This window comes from Actinomyces johnsonii, assembly GCF_006546835.1.
GTDB classification, from domain to species: domain Bacteria; phylum Actinomycetota; class Actinomycetes; order Actinomycetales; family Actinomycetaceae; genus Actinomyces; species Actinomyces johnsonii.
The window spans coordinates 476,276-494,786 of sequence record NZ_VICB01000003.1 but is presented as its reverse complement, the minus strand read 5'-3'; the positions used below and the strand labels follow the sequence as shown (position 1 = coordinate 494,786).

The following is an 18,511-nucleotide window of genomic DNA, read 5'->3' as shown; positions in this document are numbered from 1 at the left end:
TCAGGCACCCGCCTTGACGGTGGCGACCACGGCCTGGCCGATGCGCTCCAGGTCGGCCTCGTCCAGGGAGGGGTGGACCGGCAGGGACAGGCACTCGCGGGCGGCCTGCTCGGTTCCGGGCAGTTCCAGGCCCTCGGCGTAGTGGGCCAGGGAGGCCAGGCGGTGGTTGGGGATCGGGTAGTAGACGCCGCTGCCCACCTGCCACTCCTCTTTCAGGGCGGTCTGGACGGCGTCGCGCTCGGCGGCCGTGGCCCCCTCTAGACGGATCGTGTACTGGTGGTAGACGTGCGTGTAGCCCTCGGGGACATGGGGGGTGACGACGCCGCCCACGCCCGCCAGCTCGGCGTTGAGGCGCGCGGCGTTGGCCTGGCGCGCAGCGGTCCAGCCGGCCAGCTTGGTCAGCTGGACGCGACCGACGGCGGCGGCCACGTCCGTCATGCGGTTGTTGAGGCCCACGAGCTCGTTGGCGTACTGCTGCTCCATGCCCTGGTTGCGGATGAGGCGGCTGCGGCGGGCCAGCTCGGCATCGGCCGTGGTGATCATGCCGCCCTCGAGGCTGGTCATGTTCTTGGTGGGGTAGAAGGAGAAGGAGCCCCACGCGCCGAAGGTGCCCACGGGCTTGCCGTCGATGGCGGCGCCGTGCGCCTGAGCGCAGTCCTCGAAGACGGCCAGGCCGTGTCGCCCGGCGATGGCCAGGATCTCGGGCATGTTGGCGGGCAGACCGTAGAGGTGGACCACCTCGATGGCCGCCGTGCGCTCGGTGATGGATGCCTCGACACTGGCCGGATCCAGGGTGAAGGTGACCGGGTCGATGTCGGCGAAAACCGGCACGGCGCCGCTGATGGCCACCGAGTTGCCGGTGGCGGCGAAGGTGAAGGAGGGGACGATGACCTCCGGGGCGCCCCCGGCGCGCTCTGCCAGCCGGCTGGCCAAGGTGGCCACGTGCTGGGCCGAGGTACCGGAGTTGACGGCCACGCACTCGACGCCGTCGACGACCTGGGCGGAGAACTCCTCCTCGAAGGCCTTGACCTGGGGGCCCTGGACCACCATGCCGGAGGCCAGGACGGCATCGACGGCGTCGCGCTCCTCCTGCCCGATGATCGGCTTGGCTGCTGGGATGAACTCGCGTGACATCAGTGGGTGACCTCTCGGATGGTGGTATCGGACTCAGAGCCTGCTTCTTGGTACAGGGTCCCGGAGACGGGGCAGCGCCAGCGCGGGGCGCCATCGGGGCCGGCCTCGGCCGGGACCATCGGCTCGCCGGCCCGCCCCACCCAGCCGATGCGGCGGGCGGGAACTCCGGCGACCAGGGCGTGGGCGGGCACGTCCTTAGTGACGACGGCGCCGGCAGCCACTGTGGCCCAGGCCCCCACGCGTACCGGGGCCACGCACACGGCGCGGGCCCCGATCGAGGCGCCCTCGTCGATGGTGACCCCCACCGGCTCCCAGTCGGATGCGGACTTGAGGGTCCCGTCGGGATTGACGGCCCGGGGGAAGTGGTCGTTGGTCAGCGTGACGGCCGGGCCGATGAAGACGCCGTCGGCCAGGCGGGCCGGCTCGTAGACGAGGGCGTAGTTCTGCACCTTGCAGTTGTCCCCCATGACCACGCCCTCGCCGATGTAGGCGCCGCGCCCCACGATGCAGTCCCGTCCAAGGACTGCGTGCTCACGGACCTGGGCGAGGTGCCAGATGCTGGTGCCCTCTCCGAGCGCGGCATCCTGGGAGACGTCGGCGGACGGGGCGATTCGGGTAGCCACGGCGACTCCTGTACGGACGGCGTGGGCCGCCCTGACGATCGAGTGAGACCGGTCAACCTGCTGGTTGCCGGGGCCGTGCCACTCCGGTCGCCGAGGCGACGGCGGACACTGCACGACCGGGCCCATCCTAGGGGACGCACCCGCCTCAGACGACGCCCGGAGGTGGCTCAAACGAGACCTGCCCCACCGGCGAGCGGGGCTCCGGTCCCCGCAAGACGGACAGCATCCGGAACTGGCGTGCGAGAATGCAGCGGTGACTACCCCCAACGCGACACGGGCCGACGGCCCCGCCCCGGTGCCCCGGGTCACCGACACCTGGCTCGTCATCCCCCTGTACAACGAGGCGACCGTCGTGCGCGAGGTCATCTCCCAGGCCCGCGAGATCTTCCCCTACGTGGTCGCCGTCGACGACGGCTCCAAGGACGACTCCGCTCGCGAGGCCGCCGCCGCGGGGGCCGTCGTCGTACGTCACCCGGTCAACCTCGGCCAGGGCGCGGCGCTGCAGACGGGCTTCGCCTACGTCCTGGAGAAGACGAACGCCGACTACATCGTCACCTTCGACGCCGATGGGCAGCACTCCGCGACCGACGCCGCCGCCATGGTCGCGGCGGCTCGCGAAGAAGGACTCGCCGTCGTCCTCGGGTCGCGTTTCCTGGAAGGCCCCTCGCCGGTGGGCTGGCTCAAGAGGCTCGTCCTGCGCACCGCGGCAGCGGTCAGCTCGCGCACCTCCGGTATGCGGCTGACCGATGCCCACAACGGCCTGCGAGTCATCCGCCGCGACGTCCTGGCGCGCCTGGATCTCAAACAGAACCGCATGGCGCACGCCAGCGAGATCATCCGCCAGATCGGCGCCTCCGGACTGCCCTGGCGCGAGTTCCCGGTGCACATCGTCTACACGGACTACTCCCGCTCCAAGGGCCAGTCCCTGTGGAACTCGGTCAACATCCTGGTCGACCTGCTCTTCTCCTGAGCGCTCTCGCCTGGCCACAGTACGGAAGGCACAGTCCATGATTCATCAGATCGTCACCCAGATCGCCCCGACCACGAACCGTCAGTTCTTCATTCAGGCCGCCCTCATCCTGGCGGTGACGGCCGTGGGCTGGATGATGCTGCGCACTCCCGGCGGCGCCCGCCACCAGGCCGGCCGCCGGCTGGCGACCCTGGCTTTCGTGGCCTTCGCCATCTTCACGATCGCCTTCCCCTCGGTGATGACCGCGATTGCGCACCGAGTCGGAGTCGGGCGAGGCACGGACCTGCTGCTGTACGCCATGGTCATCGCCTTCCTAGCGCAGATTCTGTCCTCCTTCCGCCGCAACGGGGCACGCGAGCGTCAGATCACGCACCTGGCCCGGCGCATCGCTCTCGACAACGCCCCCGAACCGCCCGACGAGGCCAAGCTCTCCCCCGAGCACGCGGCGCCCCGCCGGAAGTAAGTCCCCGCTCGATCAGTGCCGGGAGGCGAGAACCTCGAGCTCCTCGCGCAGGCGCAGCCCGCCGCAGAGCGCCCAGCGCACAGGCGCCTGCCACGGGGCGTCGTAGACCCCGGACAGGTAGTGGCGGGCAGAGGCGTGGTGGGCGCGGATCATCTTCTCGGGGCGGGCCTTCCAGCTGGCCCCCTGCTCGTGGATGACGACGGAGTCACGGACCTGCACGTTGAGCCATCCGGCCCGTCCGACCCGCTCCCCCAGGTCCACGTCCTCGAAGAACATGAAGTAGCCGTCGTCGAATCCCCCCAGGCGTCTCCAGGCGGCCGCCGGCAGCAGCAGGCAGGCCCCCGAGAGCCAGCCCACCGTCCGGATGCCGCCGGGGCAGCCCTGCTCGGCGGTGTGGTAGGCCGCGGAGAAGGGATTGGTCGGCCAGACCTTGCCCAGGACGGCGTGGCCTGCGCCCTTGACCAGGGAAGGCAGGGCGCGCCCGGAGGGGTAGACGGTGCCGTCGATGTTGAGCAGGAGCGGCCCCAGGCAGCCGGCCGTGGGATTCGCCAGACCCGCGTCGATGAGGACGTCGAGGCTGCCCGGTTCCCAGACGAGGTCGGGGTTGGCCACCACGACCCAGTCCTCCTGAAGATCGGCGGCCGCCAGGTTGGCGCCGGCCCCGTAGCCGAGGTTGGTTCCGTCGCCGACGACGCGGGCCCCGTGGCGCTGGGCGGCGGCGGTGACGACGTCGTGTTCGGTCCCGTTGTCCGCGATGACGACGGTGAGCCTGCGCGCCGTGGCCGCGGCCAGGGAGGCCAGAAAACGATCGAGCTCCTCACCCGGGTTGAAGGCCACTGTGACGACTCGCACGCTCTGCGCGTCGGGAGCCGGGACGCCGGCGGATCCCGGTTCCGCCCGGCCGTCCGATTGGCTGATTTCACCAACCGCGCAGCCAGCCTCCCTCCCCTCGACCCGGGCGTCCGACTGAGGAGCGGAGGGCTCCCCTATCGTATTCGGAGAGCCGAGGGACGCGCTCGAAGCGCTGATGGGCGTGGGTTCCACAACATTGGTCACGGAGAGAGCCTAGCGCCGTGACCCACGTGAGAGGCCTCACTCCTCTCAGGCGAATCTCATGCACCAGGTGTAGGGAGACCCATATGGATCTCCCCAATGATTCCCTATCATCGCTTCCGTGCCTCAGCTCAGTAAGCCGCGCGCGCGGCACTCCTCCAAAGAACTCGGACGCCGCCTGGCCCGCCGGCTAGGGCTCAGCGTCCTGGCGGTGTTGCTCTTCGTCGTCTCCGGCGCGGGCTTCGCATGGCACAACATCCAGTCGCGGATCACCTCTTTCAAGATCGAAGGGCTCCTCACCGAGGAGGAGCGACCCGGCACCAAGCCGCCGGACAGCTATGACGGCCGCGCCGTCAATCTTCTGGTGCTGGGCACCGACTCTCGCTCCGGGGACAACAACGTGGACGGTTCCGAAGGCAGTGACGAGGTCTCCGTGGCACGCTCCGACACGGCGCTGGTCATGCACATATCAGCCGACCGCAAGCGCGTCGACGCCGTCTCCATTCCCCGCGACACGCTGGTGGACATCCCTGAGTGCAAGAACCTTGACGGCGAGACCGCCGGCGCTGAGGAGGACGGCCAGTTCAACTCCGCCTTCGCCAACGGAGCCAGCACCGGTAATGACAAGAAGGCTGTCGCATCCGGAGCCGCCTGCACCCTTAAGACCGTGGAGAAGATGACGGACATCCGCATCGACGACTTCGTCGTCGTCGACTTCAACGGACTGTCCAAGGTGGTCGACTCCTTGGGAGGAGTGCACGTACAGGTTGACGAGGCGATCGATGATCCCGACTACACCGGCATGAAGCTCGACGAGGGCTGCCAGAAGCTCGACGGACAGACCGCCCTGCAGTACGCCCGTGTCCGTCACGGCGTCGGCGACGGCTCGGACATCTCCCGTATCTCCCGTCAGCAGAAGCTCATGAACGCCATGGCGTCCAAGGCTCTGTCCAGCAACCTGCTCACCCAGTCCGGCTTCCTGACCAGCACCCTGGAGACCCTCACTACCTCGGAGCACATCGGCCAGATCGGCAACTTGTCGGGCCTGGCCTACTCCGTCCAGGGCGTGGGCATGGACAAGATCAACTTCATCACCATGCCGAACGAGCAGGCAGCCGACGAGAACCGCGTCGTTCCCAGCGAGAACGCCAAGAAGGTCTGGAAGGCGATCAAGGAGGATAAGCCCATTCCGGCAGAGGCCGCGGCACCGGCGGCGACGGATGCGGGCGCCACCGCGGGCGACCAGGCCGCCTCGGAGGAAGGGCCCACCGAGTCCTCGGAGGCCGACGCGGCTACGACGCAGGCCCCGCAGACACAGGCCCCGCAGACGGGCACCTCCTCTCAGCAGCCCACCGCGAAACCAAGCGCCCAGGCGTGCCCCGCCTGAGGCAGGATCGTAGGCGTGACTCCGACAGACGACTCGCTCCCGCCCTCGATCACCCCCGGATCCGGTCGGGGAAGGCCTCTACGTCGGCAGCGTCCCATCGACGCAGTCAACCAGCGCAGCCGCGAACACAGAGAGGCACCCTCTAGCGAGGCAGGCACCGACCCCGCCGGCGGCTCCCCGCGCCGCCCGTCTCCACCGACGTCCGGGCCGTCATCGGCCCCAGCTCGCCAGCCGCAGCGCCACTCGATTCTGGAGCACCGGGACAGCACCGCGGACGCCTCATCACGGTCTGACCAGAGGTCCGCGTCCCAGTCGGCTCAGGCGGCCTCTCAGCAGCCTCCCTCCGTTCAGCCGCGCCAGGCGGGTGCGCCCCGAAACGGCAGTCACGCTCGGGCCGGGTCGAGCGCGGTGCCCCTGGAACCGGGGGCCGACGGGCGGAGCGCCACGGCCGAGCCCGAGCGCACCCGGGCGATGCCCACTCAACGCGGTGCCTATCCTGTAGGCGTTCAGGACCTTCAGTCCCAGGAGGAGCCGGTTCCGGGCAGGCCAATGTCCGAGCCCGAGCCACCCCGTAAGGCGAAACGCCCCCGGCCGCGCTGGCGCCGGATCCTGCGCTGGACGATCATCGTCATCGTCGTCGTCCTGGCGCTCATCGCCGCCCGGGTCGCCTGGCTGTGGAATGACGTCTCCTCCCAGCTCCACCGCATCGATGCCCTCTCCGGGGCGACGGACACGCCGGGCGAGACCTGGCTCATCGTCGGGTCGGACGCGCGAGGCGGCGTCATCCAGGACGACACCGAAGGAGCCCGCGCCGACTCCGTCATGCTGCTGCACCAGGCAGCCAACGGGCAGACGAGCCTGACCTCCCTGCCGCGCGATACCTTCGTGGACATCCCCGAGTACGGGGAGAACAAGATCAACGCGGCCTACTCCTTCGGCGGCCCCAAGCTGCTGGTCCAGACCGTCGAGAAGCTCTCCGGTCTGACGGTGGACCACTACGTGGAGGTCGGCATGACCGGTGTGTCGCAGATGGTCGACGCCGTCGGCGGGGTCGATGTCTGCCTGGACTACAACGTCGCCGACGAGGACTCGGGACTGGTCTGGGACACCTCCCAGGGCCAGTGTCAGACGGTGGATGGGACGAAGGCGCTGGCCTACTCCCGGATGCGCAAGTCGGACCCGACCGGCGACGTCGGCCGTGGCCTGCGCCAGCGCGCCGTGATTTCCGCGGTGGTGTCCAAGGCGGCCTCGCCGACGACAGCCATCTCCTTCTCCCGCCAGAACGCGCTGGTCGACGCCGGCACGAACGCCCTCACTGTGGATAAGAACGCCGGTACCATGAGCATCGCGAAAATGGTACTGGCCTTCCGCTCGGCCTCCGGTGGCGGTCTAACCGGCGCCCCGCCCATCGAGGACACGGCTTACAGCCCCGACGACGCCGACATCGGCGAGACGGTGCTGCTGCAGGACACGACCGCTCCCGACTTCTTCTCCAAGCTGCGCGACGGAAAGCTGACGGCGGCCGACTTCAACCAGTCCTGACGAATACATCGAATGCAAAGATGTGCGGGCCGGTTCCCTTTCCCGGGGGAACCGGCCCGCACACAGTGGTTTCGGGACCGCTCAGCCGAAGTGGGGCCGGTTGGGGTCCGCCTGCCAGGAGGTGTAGGAGGAGGCGACGATGTCATCCAGGTCGTGCTCGGCCTTCCAGCCCAGAACCTCACCGATGCGGGTGGCGTTGCCGATGAGCTGGGGCGGGTCTCCGGCGCGGCGAGCGAGCTCCTCCGGTTCCAGGTCCAAGCCCGTGGAGGCGATGACCTTAGAGACGACCTCGCGCACCGATGCGCCCTGGCCGGTGCCGACGTTGAAGACGTGCTCGGCCATGTCCTGGCCGCCGGCCAGATAGTCCAAGGCGGCGATGTGGGCCACCGCCAGGTCTTTGACGTGGATGTAGTCGCGCACGCAGGTGCCGTCGGGGGTCGGGTAGTCGGTACCGAAGATCTTGGGGGTCTCGCCCTTGGAGAGGCGGTCGAGGACCATGGGGATGAGGTTGAGGGTGGCCATGTCTCCCAGGTCATCCCAGCCGGCACCGGCAACGTTGAAGTAGCGCAGACCAGCCCAGCGCAGCCCCCAGGCCTTCTCTGCGTCGGCCATCATCCACTCGCCGATGAGCTTGGTCTCGCCGTAGGGGTTGATGGGGCGGCAGTCGATGTCCTCGGGCACGACCTCCACCGGGGGCATGCCATAGACGGCCGCCGAGGAGGAGAAGATCATCTGGTTGACGCCGGCTTTCTCCATGGCCAGCAGCATGTTCGCCAGGCCGCCCACGTTCTGCTGGTAGTACCAGGCGGGGCGCTCGACCGACTCGCCCACCTGCTTGCGCGCCGCGAAGTGGATGATGGCGGTGACGCCGCGCGAGTCCATGACCTCGGCGAGAGTCTCCGGGGCCTGGCCGCTGGCGACGTCGAGCTCGACGAGGGCGGCACCCTTGACTCGCTCCGGCGTCCCGTAAGACAGGTCATCGACGACGACGACCTCCTCCCCGCGCTCAAGGAGAAGTCGGACCACATGCGCGCCGATGTAGCCGGCGCCTCCAGCAACGAGAATGCTCATACCCTCAGTCTACACACACTCGCCCAGAAACGAACAGAAACGAACGTGAGATCAACGTGTCAGTGGGTTCCTCGTCCAGGCTCCCGCATCCCCGTATGCCCATGTACACTGGCACCACAACACCCCCCAGGCCTCTTGCTCACCAGAGTACGCCCAAATCGGGGGGTTTTTACATACCAACACCCTACAATTAAAGGATGATCCCTCCGGCCCAACATTACGATAAACCGGCACTCAACGAGAACGATCTCATTGAGCGCTACATTGAACGTGGCCTCACCATCACGGACCGGAACCGCACCGCCAGATACCTCCGACATATCGGATACTATCGGCTCTCCCCCTACACAATCCCCTTCCAGACCGATCGAACCACCCACTCCTTCAGTCCAGGAACCACCTTCGATGACATTCTCAACGTCTATGTATTTGATCGACAACTGCGCCTCCTGACAATCGACGCCCTTGAGCGCGTCGAGGTCGCTGTGCGCGCCGCACTGTCCAACACAATGTCAACACACGGCGAAGGCGAAGCCTTCTGGTACCGAAACACCTCGAATTACCAGAATTGCAGAGGATACTCCACAACAATTAAACGCATCGAAGACCTCACAGAACGCGAACGGCAGCGCATTCCCTCAGATCGCGGTGAACAGGTGGATCGCCTCCACTATCCCGATGCGCTCGCACACTACCTTGACACCTACTCTTCTCCAGCGACACCACCATCCTGGCTAGTCATCGAACTACTCACCGCTGGCGAGCTTCAACATCTTTACGCCAGCTTGGCCCCCAAGTATCGCAAAACAATTGCGCGAGAGCTCAATCTCCCTGACCAGGTACTGCAATCTTGGCTCAAGACCTACGTGAGGGTGCGCAACATCTGTGCCCATCACGGACGCCTCTGGAACAGATTCCTTGGCGTATATCCAGTAATCCCAAAAAGCAGAACAGTCCGCTGGCTCAACGAACGCAGTGTCTTCGATACCAGCAACCCAAGAGCCTTGGAACGAAAGAGGCTCTACCCTGTTCTCGTCTCTCTTCAGTCGATCTTGTTCACCATCAGCCCGCACTCAACGTGGGCTCTGAGACTGCACAGTCTTTTAGGGAAGTACCAGCGCATCCCACTGAATGCCCTGGGAATGAAAGCCAACTGGGACTCCGACGGGTTCTGGCAAGAAGCTTTCGAGGCCGGCTCGTGACATGGTCAACGACCTTCGCACACTTCGCACGGTCGGTTGATCATCAATCCTGCAGCCGCTCGCGCAGGGCGGCGCCCTTAGCGTGGGCGACCTCGCCCAGGTCCCTCTGGAAGGCCCGCATGGCGGCGCCCAGGCGGTCGGCCTCCTGCCCCTGACCGGACGCAAGGATGCGCACCGCCAGCAGCCCGGCGTTGCGGGCCCCGCCGATGGAGACAGTGGCCACTGGGACCCCGGCCGGCATCTGGACGATGGACAACAGGGAGTCCATGCCGTCGAGGTACTTCAGCGGCACAGGCACCCCGATGACCGGCAGCTCGGTGACGGCCGCCAGCATCCCGGGCAGGTGGGCCGCTCCCCCGGCACCGGCGATGATGACTTTCAGTCCCCGCCCGGCGGCGGCACGGCCGTAGTCGATCATCTCGGTAGGCATGCGGTGGGCGGAGACGACGTCGGCCTCGTAGGCCACACCGAATTCGTCGAGGACCTCGGCGGCCGCCCCCATAACCGGCCAGTCCGAGTCCGAGCCCATGACGATGCCGACCACCGGCCGCCCCCTGCTCGCCTTCGTTCCGCTGACTTCACTCATATGCTGACTCCCTGTCTCTGTGCACTGTTCTCTGTGCGCCGTGTGCTGCGAGCCGTGGCGCGGTGTTCCCAGCTCAGGCGTCCCCGCGCAGAATGGCGACAACGCCGCGCGCCTGCTCGACGACCTCGGCGACATCCTGATCCGGCCCGACTGTCATATTGACGTGCCCGAGCTTGCGCCCCGGGCGCCACTGCTTGCCGTAGAGGTGGATTCGGGCGTCGGGCTGGAGGGCCATGGCCCGGGCCAGGGCGTCGGCCCCCGGCTCGTGCTGGCCGCCGATGAGGTTGACCATGATGGTAGTGGGCGCCGTTGCATCGGTGGCTCCCAGCGGCAGGTCGAGAACCGCGCGAAGATGCTGGGCGAACTGGCTGGTGACGGCCCCGTCCTGGGTCCAGTGACCGGAGTTGTGGGGCCTCATCGCCAGCTCGTTGACGTACAGGCGCGTGGGTTCCCCGAAGGTCTCGACAGCGAAGAGCTCGACGGCGAGCACCCCGGTGACCTCGGCGCTCTCCGCCACCGCCCGACCGATGAGCTCGGCCTCCTCAACGGCGGCCGAGTCGAGACCAGGTGCCGGCGCCAGCACCTCGGCGCACATACCGTTCTCCTGAACCGTCTGGGCCACCGGCCACACGGCCACCTTCCCGCTGGGGCTGCGAGCCAGCAGAACCGCCAGTTCGCGGGTGAAGGGGATCGCCTGCTCCACCACAAGACTGGTCACCGCGACCCCGCCGAGGCTGCCTCCCCCACCAGCCCCCTGGCCGTCGCTCTGACCGGCGCGGGCGAGGGCCACCGAGGCGATCCACTCGGCCGCCTCCCCCTCGCGCAGGGACTCGGCGCTGCGTACCAGCAGGACGCCATGGCCGTCGTAGCCGCCGCGTGGCGTCTTGAGTACCACGGGCCAACCGTGCTCACCGGCGAAGGTCTCCACGGCCTCGGTCATCTGCTCGGCGGTCTCCTGCTGAGGTCCGCCGACCTCGGCCCAAGCGGGCTGCGGAAGCCCGGCCTCGCCCATGGCCCGGCGCATGGCCAGCTTGTCGCGGGCCAACATCAAGGCCTGCGGAGTGGGCTGGACGCTGATGCCCTCGGACTGGAGACGCTCCAGGAGAGCCGAGTCCTGATGCTCGTGCTCGAAGGTGAGGACCGCGGCCGGCTCCCCTCCGAGCCCCTGAGTACCGTCCCCGGCGACAACGGCGCGCACGGCCGCCTCGTCGTCGGCCGCACCGACAGGCGCATCCGGAGTCACCTGGCCGGTGGAACCATCAGCGGCCTCTATCAGTGCCCTCAGGTGAATGCCCAGGGCGCTAGCCTCCTCCTGCATCATGCGGGCCAACTGCCCGCCCCCGATCACGGCAACAATGGGTGCGCTCACACCCCAAGGCTACCCGCCCACGGCGAGACCACACCGCAGGCGGACCGCCAGACCGTAGGGTGGGGCCGTGACGCCACCCGCCGCAGACTCCTCCACCATCCAGCAGGTACCGCAAACCTCGCACGGCCCATTGTCCCGCCTGCCCCGCCCCCTCCAGGTCCTATCCGTTTGGGCGGCGGCGAGCATCCTGACCTTCCTCATCCTGCGCCTGGGCGCCCAAGACACACCGGCCACCCCCTGGGGCGGGGCCGCACCGTCCTGGGAGGAACACATGCGCTTCTGGGACGCCGGCTGGTACAACCGAATCATCGAGGAGGGATACCCCGCCCGGCTGCCCGTCAGTGCCGACGGACGGGTCACGCAAAACACCTGGGCCTTCATGCCACTGCTGAGCGGCCTGGCCTCCCTACTGGCTTGGACCGGATGGTCCTTCTACACGCGCGCCGCGATCGTATCGATCCTGGCCTCGGCGGGCGCGGCGGTCGCGATGGACCACTGGCTCTCACCGGTGACGGGGCGACAGACCTCCTTGTGGGCAGTGGCCCTAGTGTGGTCCTCGCCGTGCGCCGCTGTCCTCCAGGTCCCCTACGCCGAGTCCCTGGGATTGGGGCTGGTGGGGCTGACGCTGTGGCAGGCGAGCCGTGGGCAGGCGCTCGCGGCGATCCCCTTCGCGGTGGCCGCCTGCTTCGCCCGGCCCGTCGGCGTCCCACTGGGGGCGGCACTGGGGCTGTGGTGGGCATGGGAGGTGGCCTGCGCCAGGGGCTGGCTCCCACCGGCCCGGTTCCCCAAACTCCTGCCGGGGCACGCGCCCCAGAACCCGAGCGGGCGCTGGCGCCTCCTGACCCTGGCACTGATCACCTGCGCGGCTGCCCTGGCCTGGCCGGCTATCGCCTGGATGACCACGGGCCGCCAGGACGCCTACACGGCCACCGAGACCTCCTGGCGCGGCAATAACCTGATCCTCTTCACACCATGGCTGACCCGAATGGGCGACTGGGTGGGCCCCCACCTGGGGCCGATCCTGCTCGTCGTCGTCCTGGTGGCCGTGGCTCTGCTGTTGAGCGCCCCCGGCCTCCATGCCCTGGGGCCCGCCGTCTGGTTCTGGTGCCTGGGCTACCTCCTTTACTTGCTGGCCTTCTTCGATCCGACGACGTCGGTGCTGCGCCTGCTACTGCCCCTGGCCCCGGCGGGCTGGGCGCTGGCCGCCGCGGCCGGAACCACCCGACGCCGACTGGCGCTGCTGGCGGTCTGCGTCGTCGGCCAGCTGGTGTGGGTCTCCTGGGTGTGGGACTTCGGCAGCGTCAGCGTTCACTGGGTTCCGTGACCGGTTTCAGCTTGCGTGACGTAACTGAGACCGACATAGGATGCCGATCATGACGCGCTCCCCCAGCATTTCCTTGACGCAGCGGCTCATCGCCCTCATCAAGGAGTTCATGCAGTTCGGCATGGTGGGCGCTGCGGCCTACGTGATCGATGCCAGCCTGTTCAACCTGTTCCAGCACGGACCCACAGGCTTCCTCGCCGGGCATCCGAACTCCGCTCAGCTCCTGGCCTCCTCGACCGCGACCGTCTTCTCCTGGCTGGCAAACCGCTACTGGACCTACCGGGGCCGCACCCGGAAGAACGTCGCCCGTGAGGCCACCCTGTTCGGCCTGGCCAACCTGGGCGGAATCGTCATCTCCCAGTTCTGCCTGCTCTTCACCCACCATGTGCTGGGACTTACCTCACCTTTGGCGGACAATATCGCAGCCTACGTCGTCGGTTTCGGACTGGGGACCGCCTTCCGGTTCGTCTTCTACCACTACATCGTTTTCACCGGTCATAAGGACCGCGACGACGACGCCGACGGCATCGGTCGTCCTGGCGGCAGTACCGGCACCGGCGGTGACGACCCTGCCGGTGACGACATCGAATCCCAACTCCCGGCCGCAGCCCGTCCCTGAAGCACGGGGGCGAGTGGGCGCGCCGAGGCGCATCGGCAGCGGAGTGCCCGATTCCACAGCCCGGAGGGGACCACTCTCACGGCAGGTTGCCGGAACGCCGCTTAGCCTTGCACGGTGACTGCCCTGACCGTCTTGGCCCCGGCACTGAACCTGCCCGCCGCCCACGTCCCGATGCTCGGCCCCGAATGGCTCGACGCCGCGAACCTCATCACAACGATCGTCAAATGGTTCGGCCCCTGGGCCATCGTCGGCGTCATGCTCGTCATCTTCGCCGAAACCGGTCTGCTCATCGGCTTCTTCCTGCCCGGCGACTCCCTGCTCTTCACCCTGGGGATGTTCGTGGGCACCGGAGCCGTCGGCGTCCACATCTGGGTGGCGGCGCCCCTCGTGTTTCTGGCCGCCATCGCCGGCAACCAGACCGGCTACCTCATTGGCCGCAAGGTGGGACCCGCGATCTTCAACAAGCCCGACTCGCGCTTGTTTAAGCAGGAGTATGTGGACCGAACCTCGGCCTTTTTCGAGCGCCACGGCGGCAAGGCCGTCACCCTCGCCCAGTTCGTGCCGATCGTGCGCACCTTCACGCCCGTCATCGCCGGCGTGGGCAAGATGCACTACCGCCACTTCATCACCTTCAACGTCCTGGGCGCCGCCTTCTGGGCCTTCGGCATCACCTGGCTGGGCTACTTCCTGGGTTCCTTCCAGTGGATCCAGGAGAACATCGACGCCATGATCCTGGTGATCGTCTTCATCTCGGTCGCGCCGATGCTCGCTTCCGCCATCTCAAAGTTCATCAGGTCCCGTCGTCAGAAGTCCTGACGCACCCCGCCTCCTCCCATCCCCTCCATCGCGGACGCGCCTTAGGCCGCAGACTGTCCCGCAAGGCCAGTCTTCGAGGACTATGGCGCGTCCGCGCATTGCGCGAGCGGTCAGAACCGACGGCGTCGGCCCACGGAGACCAGCGCCCCTTGCGGCAGGACGTTGTTGGGGTCCAGGGACTTGGGGACGGCGTTGAGCAGGATGGAGAAGACGGCCGGACTGCGCTGGGACAACTCGATGCGGCCGCCGTCGGCCTCGACGAGGTCCTTGGCCAGCGCCAGGCCCACGCCGGTGGAACCGTAGCCGGAGACGTGCCGCTCGAAAACATGCGGGGCGATGTCCTCCGCCACGCCCTCGCCCTCGTCGGCGATATCGATGAAGACGGCGTGACCGCCGTTGGCGCTGCGCACGCTCACCGAGGTCGTCCCGGCCCCGTAACGCAGGGAGTTCTCGACGACGGTGGCCAGCACCTGGGCCAGGGAGCCGGGTGTGGCCAGGACCGGGTGGCTGATCTCGTCGCGGAAGGTGATGGTGCGTCCGGCCTGCTCGAAGGCAGGCTCCCACTCTTCGCGCTGCTGGGCGAAGATGTCCTTAAGGTGAAGGGCCTCGGTCGTTCCGCCACCGGTCCGGCGTGAGACCTTGAGCAGGTCCTCGACGACGCCGGTGAGCCGCTCGACCTGCTCCAGGCAGGCGTGGGCCTCAGCTCTCACCTCATCCTCACTGGCGAGCAGCCCGATCTCCTCCAGACGCAGGGACAGGCTGGTCAATGGCGTGCGCAGCTGGTGCGAGGCATCGGAGGCGAACTGGCGCTCGGCGGCAATCCGCCCGGCCACGCGCTCGGCCGAGCGTACGAGCTCGGCCTGGACCAGGTCGATCTCCTCGATCCCCGAGGAGCGCAGCCGCGGGCGGACCTGACCGCTGCCGAGCTGCTCGGCCTCGGCGGCCAGGTAGATGAGGGGCGCAGAGATACGCCTGGCCGCCCGGGAGGCCACGACGGAGGCCGCCGTGAGCGCGGTTCCGGTGAGCACCAGGACCGTGAGGATGACGGTGCCGATGATGGTGACCCGGTTCTCGCCCCCGGCGGTGCGCAGCGCGCTAGCGATCCAGGCGCCCCCCAGTGGCAGTCCCAGCAGGAGGATGGCCACTGACACCGCTGCCATCGTCATCGTCATGGCGTAGCGGCGCATGGCTGTCCTCCTTCAGACACAATCAGGTATCCGGGGCGGCTCCCTTGTTCGGCGGCATCCGGGATTCCGCCCCGGTCAATGGCTCATCAGCGGCTCAGCCGGCAGCCAGGTGGTAGCCGTCCTCCTGGGCCAGCAGAAGCGCGGGCCGCTCCTCGTCGTCGCCGAGCTTGCGGCGCAGCCAGGTGGCGTGCATCTGAAGGGTCTGGGGGCTCCCGGTGGGATCCTCGCCCCAGACCTCCTTGAGGATGTCCTCCCCGGAGGCGACGTCTCCCCCGGCGCGCACCAGGACGCGCAGCAGCTCGAACTCGCGAGTCGTCAGCTGCAGCTCCCGTGAGCCGACGAAGGCCCTGTGGGCGGCGACGTCGACCCGAATCTCCCCGAAGCTCAACTCGTCCTCCGTGGCCTCACCCGAGGCGCGACGCACCTGCGCCCGCACCCTGGCCAGCAGCTCGGCCAGACGGAACGGCTTGGTGACATAGTCGTCGGCTCCGGCATCCAGACCGACGACGAGGTCGGAGTCCTCGCTGCGTGCGGTGAGCATGAGGATCGGGATAGTCAGGCCCTGAGCGCGCACCTGACGGGCCACGTCCAGACCGTCGATATCTGGCAGGCCGAGGTCCAGGACGATGATGTCGGCGGCCGAAACCTCCTCGAGGGCACCTTTACCAGTGCCGTGAGTGAGAACCTCATAGCCCTCGCGCCCGAAGGCGCGGGCAAGGGGCTCGGAGATGGCAGGGTCGTCTTCGACGAGCAGAACAGTTGTCACATCCGCGATGTTAGGCGACGATGCACCCGCCCGCCATCGTCCCAGGGGCGGAGAAGATACCGGGACGTGACCAGCACCGAGGCGGCGGACCTGCCGCTCCTCGACGAGCAGAACGGGTTTCTCAGGAGATACAGCGGCAAACCGCGATCCGAGCGTGACCCCTCAACAGATGGGCGATCACTGGATAACGAGATGATAACGGAGGCTTCGGGCCACTCGGCTCGTCTCAGGACCGGGTCGGTGAGATCCTTTCCAGGGACCAGGGGATGATCTGCCCGAGCCCTTTGGCCACGACCTCATGGCACTGCCCCACCCGGTACCTGCCGGCCTGCGGCGAATGGAGAATGGCCATAGCGGTCGCCTCATCCAGGCGGATACCGCCGGGCTCGGCCGTGTCCACGAGCCGTGACGCCAGATTGACGGTGGGCCCGAATACGTCCCCGGAGCGGGAGATGACCCGCCCCTCGACGAGGCTGGCCCGGACCCGGATGGCGTCGGGCCCCTTCTGGAGCTCTTCGACCAGGGCGGTAACGACGTCGGCGGCGATCAGCAGGTCGTCGGAGATGTACATGACGGCATCGCCGATCGTCTTGACCACACGCGCACCCCGCGAGGTGATGACGTCGCGGGCCGTGTTCTCGAAGCCCTCGAGCATGTGGGTCAGGGCCGCCTTGCTCATACCCTGGGCCCGCTGGGTGAAGGAGACGATGTCGACGAATCCCAGAGATCGGATGAGCGGATAGAGGTCGGGGCCGGTGTCCTCGCGCCCCCGGGCGGAGACTTCCGCATCGGTACGTCCCAGGATGGAGGCCATATGACGGCGCCATACATAGGTCAGTTGCCGGGACAGGAGGTCCACCAGGCCGTCGATACGATCCAGGGCGACCAGCCGCGCCGAGGTGTCATCCAGGTCGAGACGCTCACCGAGATCGGTGACGAAGGTCTCCAACTCCCACAGGACCAGACGGTCCATCGTGTAGGACTGGGCCCTCAGAAGCTCGAGCACACTGGCCGAGGCCAGTGCGGAGTCGCAGGTCTCACCGAGCAGCGTCGCAGTATCCCGCAGCGCATCAACATCCTGCTGAGTGAAGTGGACCGCATCCGGCTCGACATCGGCGAACCCCATGGCCCGCCAGAACTTCTGCGCCATCTCCAGGCTGGTTCCGGCCCGCTGGGCCACCTCGCTCAGGGTGAGGCTGGGGACCTCCCCCAGCAGCAGGTGCTCATGCCCCGCCAGGGTGTCCCGCCCCTTGGGGTCGGCCCCGACGGCGGCCCTGTCCTTCACACGTCGGGAACCCCCGTGAGCCTCATGCTGGGCGCCTCCCCGAACCTCCTGCGGGTCCGAGATGCGCCCCTTGCTCGCTTGGCTGTCTAATATCACCCAGCCAGAGTAGCGCAGATCACACGAGGATGCTCATCGAGAGATTCATTGCCCGGGACAGCACGTGTCCACGACCCATCGGGGTCATTCCTCGACGCGCACCAGGGTCACGTCACCGGCGCGGACCTCGATATCACCGCCCTGGTCGCGCAGCACCAGGGCTGGGGTGACGTCGACGGCCAGCCCGTCGAGCTCGCCTCCGGGCGCCTGGACGCTGACCCGCTGCCCCAGGGTGGTCAGGGCTGCGCGCAACTCGCCCCCGAGGACTCCCTCCCCGGCGTCGACATCGCCGTCCACCGCCTCCCACTGCTCCAGGCGCCTGACCAGCTGATGGCCGATCACCTCGAGAATGGCCTCTGCGGCATCGGCGTCCGCATCAAACGCACCGAGTGTGCGCAAGGAGCCCGCCCATGCCACCGGCAGGTCATCGGCCTCCTGAGCGATGTTGACGCCGATGCCGAGGACGACTACGGGCGCCTGATCGCGGGAGGCGGGAACCTCCTCGGATGCCGGTCGCCGAGCGGCAGGGGCCTCGGAGGGATCCTGGGTGATGAGCTCACTGAGAACTCCGGCGATCTTGCGGGATCCGGCCCAGCCGGGTATCACGTCAACGGTCGACGGATCCTTGGGCTCGGCAACGACATCGTTGGGCCACTTGGTGCCCAGCCGCCACTCGAGCTCCTCAAGGAAGGGCGCCAGGGCGTCTCGGACCGCCAACCCGGCCAACAGCGGCAGCCAGGCCAGGCGCTCGGCCGGAACGAGGGGACGCAGGACCACGGAGACCAGGAGCGCGCCGTCGTCCGGAGTGATCCAAGAATGGCCGGATCGCCCCCTGCCGGCGGTCTGGCGCAGTGCGCGCAGGGCGGACAGGTGCGGCCAGGAACTCGCTTCGGGCCCCGTCAAGGCATCGCGCAGATCATCCTGGGTGGAACCGGTGACGGGGACGGTGACAAGACGCTCGAAAGGGCTGTTACCTGAACTCATGAAACGAGCCTAATCGCCGAAACCGTATAGGGTG

At 67.9% G+C, this 18,511-nt stretch carries 18 protein-coding genes; 8 read left to right on the top strand and 10 right to left on the bottom strand.

The annotated features are described in order from the left end of the window. On the bottom strand, positions 1-1,134 hold the full coding sequence (locus tag FK256_RS02765) for a DegT/DnrJ/EryC1/StrS family aminotransferase (RefSeq protein WP_141423599.1): 1,134 nt from the start codon (positions 1,132-1,134) through the stop codon (positions 1-3). Beyond that, entirely contained in the window at positions 1,134-1,757 is a 624-nt protein-coding gene (locus tag FK256_RS02760; RefSeq protein WP_141423598.1) for an acyltransferase, read from the bottom strand. The genes FK256_RS02765 and FK256_RS02760 overlap by 1 nt, the downstream gene beginning before the upstream one ends. Before the next feature lie 253 nt (positions 1,758-2,010). Between FK256_RS02760 and FK256_RS02755 the strand changes: the two genes are divergently transcribed. Continuing rightward, positions 2,011-2,727, top strand: a complete 717-nt coding sequence (locus tag FK256_RS02755) for a glycosyltransferase family 2 protein (RefSeq protein WP_141423597.1) — start codon at positions 2,011-2,013, stop codon at positions 2,725-2,727. A gap of 37 nt (positions 2,728-2,764) precedes the next feature. Beyond that, positions 2,765-3,190 (top strand): DUF2304 domain-containing protein, encoded by a 426-nt coding sequence (locus tag FK256_RS02750; protein ID WP_141423596.1) that lies wholly within the window; start codon positions 2,765-2,767, stop codon positions 3,188-3,190. Positions 3,191-3,202: 12 nt separating this feature from the next. Here the strand turns inward: FK256_RS02750 and FK256_RS02745 are convergent, their stop codons facing one another. Then, positions 3,203-4,108, bottom strand: coding sequence for a glycosyltransferase family 2 protein (locus tag FK256_RS02745; protein WP_244936113.1), 906 nt, complete (start codon positions 4,106-4,108; stop codon positions 3,203-3,205). Between the two features lie 256 nt (positions 4,109-4,364). Here FK256_RS02745 and FK256_RS02740 point away from each other — a divergent pair, with 256 nt between their 5' ends. Together FK256_RS02740 and FK256_RS02735 are read left to right on the top strand one after the other, a co-directional pair. Further along, complete coding sequence (locus FK256_RS02740) at positions 4,365-5,630, top strand: LCP family protein (RefSeq protein WP_141423595.1); 1,266 nt, start codon at positions 4,365-4,367, stop codon at positions 5,628-5,630. 408 nt (positions 5,631-6,038) lie between these two features. Then, positions 6,039-7,172: an LCP family protein gene (locus FK256_RS02735; RefSeq protein ID WP_244936107.1), complete on the top strand. Its 1,134-nt coding sequence runs from the start codon at positions 6,039-6,041 to the stop codon at positions 7,170-7,172. An 81-nt stretch (positions 7,173-7,253) separates the two neighbouring features. Here FK256_RS02735 and galE read toward each other — a convergent pair whose 3' ends face one another. Continuing rightward, positions 7,254-8,243, bottom strand: coding sequence for a UDP-glucose 4-epimerase GalE (gene galE / locus FK256_RS02730; RefSeq protein WP_141423594.1), 990 nt, complete (start codon positions 8,241-8,243; stop codon positions 7,254-7,256). Positions 8,244-8,440: 197 nt separating this feature from the next. Between galE and FK256_RS02725 the strand changes: the two genes are divergently transcribed. Further along, positions 8,441-9,445, top strand: coding sequence for an Abi family protein (locus tag FK256_RS02725; protein WP_141423593.1), 1,005 nt, complete (start codon positions 8,441-8,443; stop codon positions 9,443-9,445). Between the two features lie 43 nt (positions 9,446-9,488). Here FK256_RS02725 and purE read toward each other — a convergent pair whose 3' ends face one another. Then, positions 9,489-10,031 (bottom strand): 5-(carboxyamino)imidazole ribonucleotide mutase, encoded by a 543-nt coding sequence (gene purE, locus FK256_RS02720; protein ID WP_141423592.1) that lies wholly within the window; start codon positions 10,029-10,031, stop codon positions 9,489-9,491. 73 nt (positions 10,032-10,104) lie between these two features. Beyond that, positions 10,105-11,400 (bottom strand): 5-(carboxyamino)imidazole ribonucleotide synthase, encoded by a 1,296-nt coding sequence (locus FK256_RS02715; protein WP_141423591.1) that lies wholly within the window; start codon positions 11,398-11,400, stop codon positions 10,105-10,107. A 67-nt stretch (positions 11,401-11,467) separates the two neighbouring features. Here FK256_RS02715 and FK256_RS02710 point away from each other — a divergent pair, with 67 nt between their 5' ends. The 3 genes from FK256_RS02710 (at position 11,468) to FK256_RS02700 (ending at position 14,159) form a co-directional block, all read left to right on the top strand. Then, entirely contained in the window at positions 11,468-12,724 is a 1,257-nt protein-coding gene (locus FK256_RS02710; protein WP_141423590.1) for a hypothetical protein, read from the top strand. 49 nt (positions 12,725-12,773) lie between these two features. Beyond that, positions 12,774-13,343 carry a GtrA family protein gene (locus FK256_RS02705; protein ID WP_141423589.1) on the top strand — a complete coding sequence of 190 codons (570 nt, stop codon included), beginning with the start codon at positions 12,774-12,776 and terminating at the stop codon, positions 13,341-13,343. Between the two features lie 114 nt (positions 13,344-13,457). Continuing rightward, entirely contained in the window at positions 13,458-14,159 is a 702-nt protein-coding gene (locus FK256_RS02700; protein ID WP_141423588.1) for a VTT domain-containing protein, read from the top strand. A gap of 110 nt (positions 14,160-14,269) precedes the next feature. Here the strand turns inward: FK256_RS02700 and FK256_RS02695 are convergent, their stop codons facing one another. The 4 genes from FK256_RS02695 to FK256_RS02680 all read right to left on the bottom strand — a co-directional run bounded on the left by FK256_RS02695 (position 14,270) and on the right by FK256_RS02680 (position 18,477). Further along, the gene (locus FK256_RS02695; RefSeq protein WP_009233958.1) at positions 14,270-15,346 is read right to left on the bottom strand and encodes a sensor histidine kinase; all 1,077 of its coding nucleotides are present in this window, start codon (positions 15,344-15,346) and stop codon (positions 14,270-14,272) included. 94 nt (positions 15,347-15,440) lie between these two features. Beyond that, a complete protein-coding gene (locus FK256_RS02690; protein WP_021605343.1) occupies positions 15,441-16,112 on the bottom strand; it encodes a response regulator transcription factor in 672 nt (223 codons plus the stop codon). 226 nt (positions 16,113-16,338) lie between these two features. Continuing rightward, the gene (locus tag FK256_RS02685) at positions 16,339-17,397 is read right to left on the bottom strand and encodes an adenylate/guanylate cyclase domain-containing protein (protein ID WP_141423642.1); all 1,059 of its coding nucleotides are present in this window, start codon (positions 17,395-17,397) and stop codon (positions 16,339-16,341) included. Between the two features lie 180 nt (positions 17,398-17,577). Next, positions 17,578-18,477, bottom strand: a complete 900-nt coding sequence (locus FK256_RS02680; protein WP_141423587.1) for a biotin--[acetyl-CoA-carboxylase] ligase — start codon at positions 18,475-18,477, stop codon at positions 17,578-17,580. Positions 18,478-18,511: the final 34 nt, after the last annotated feature.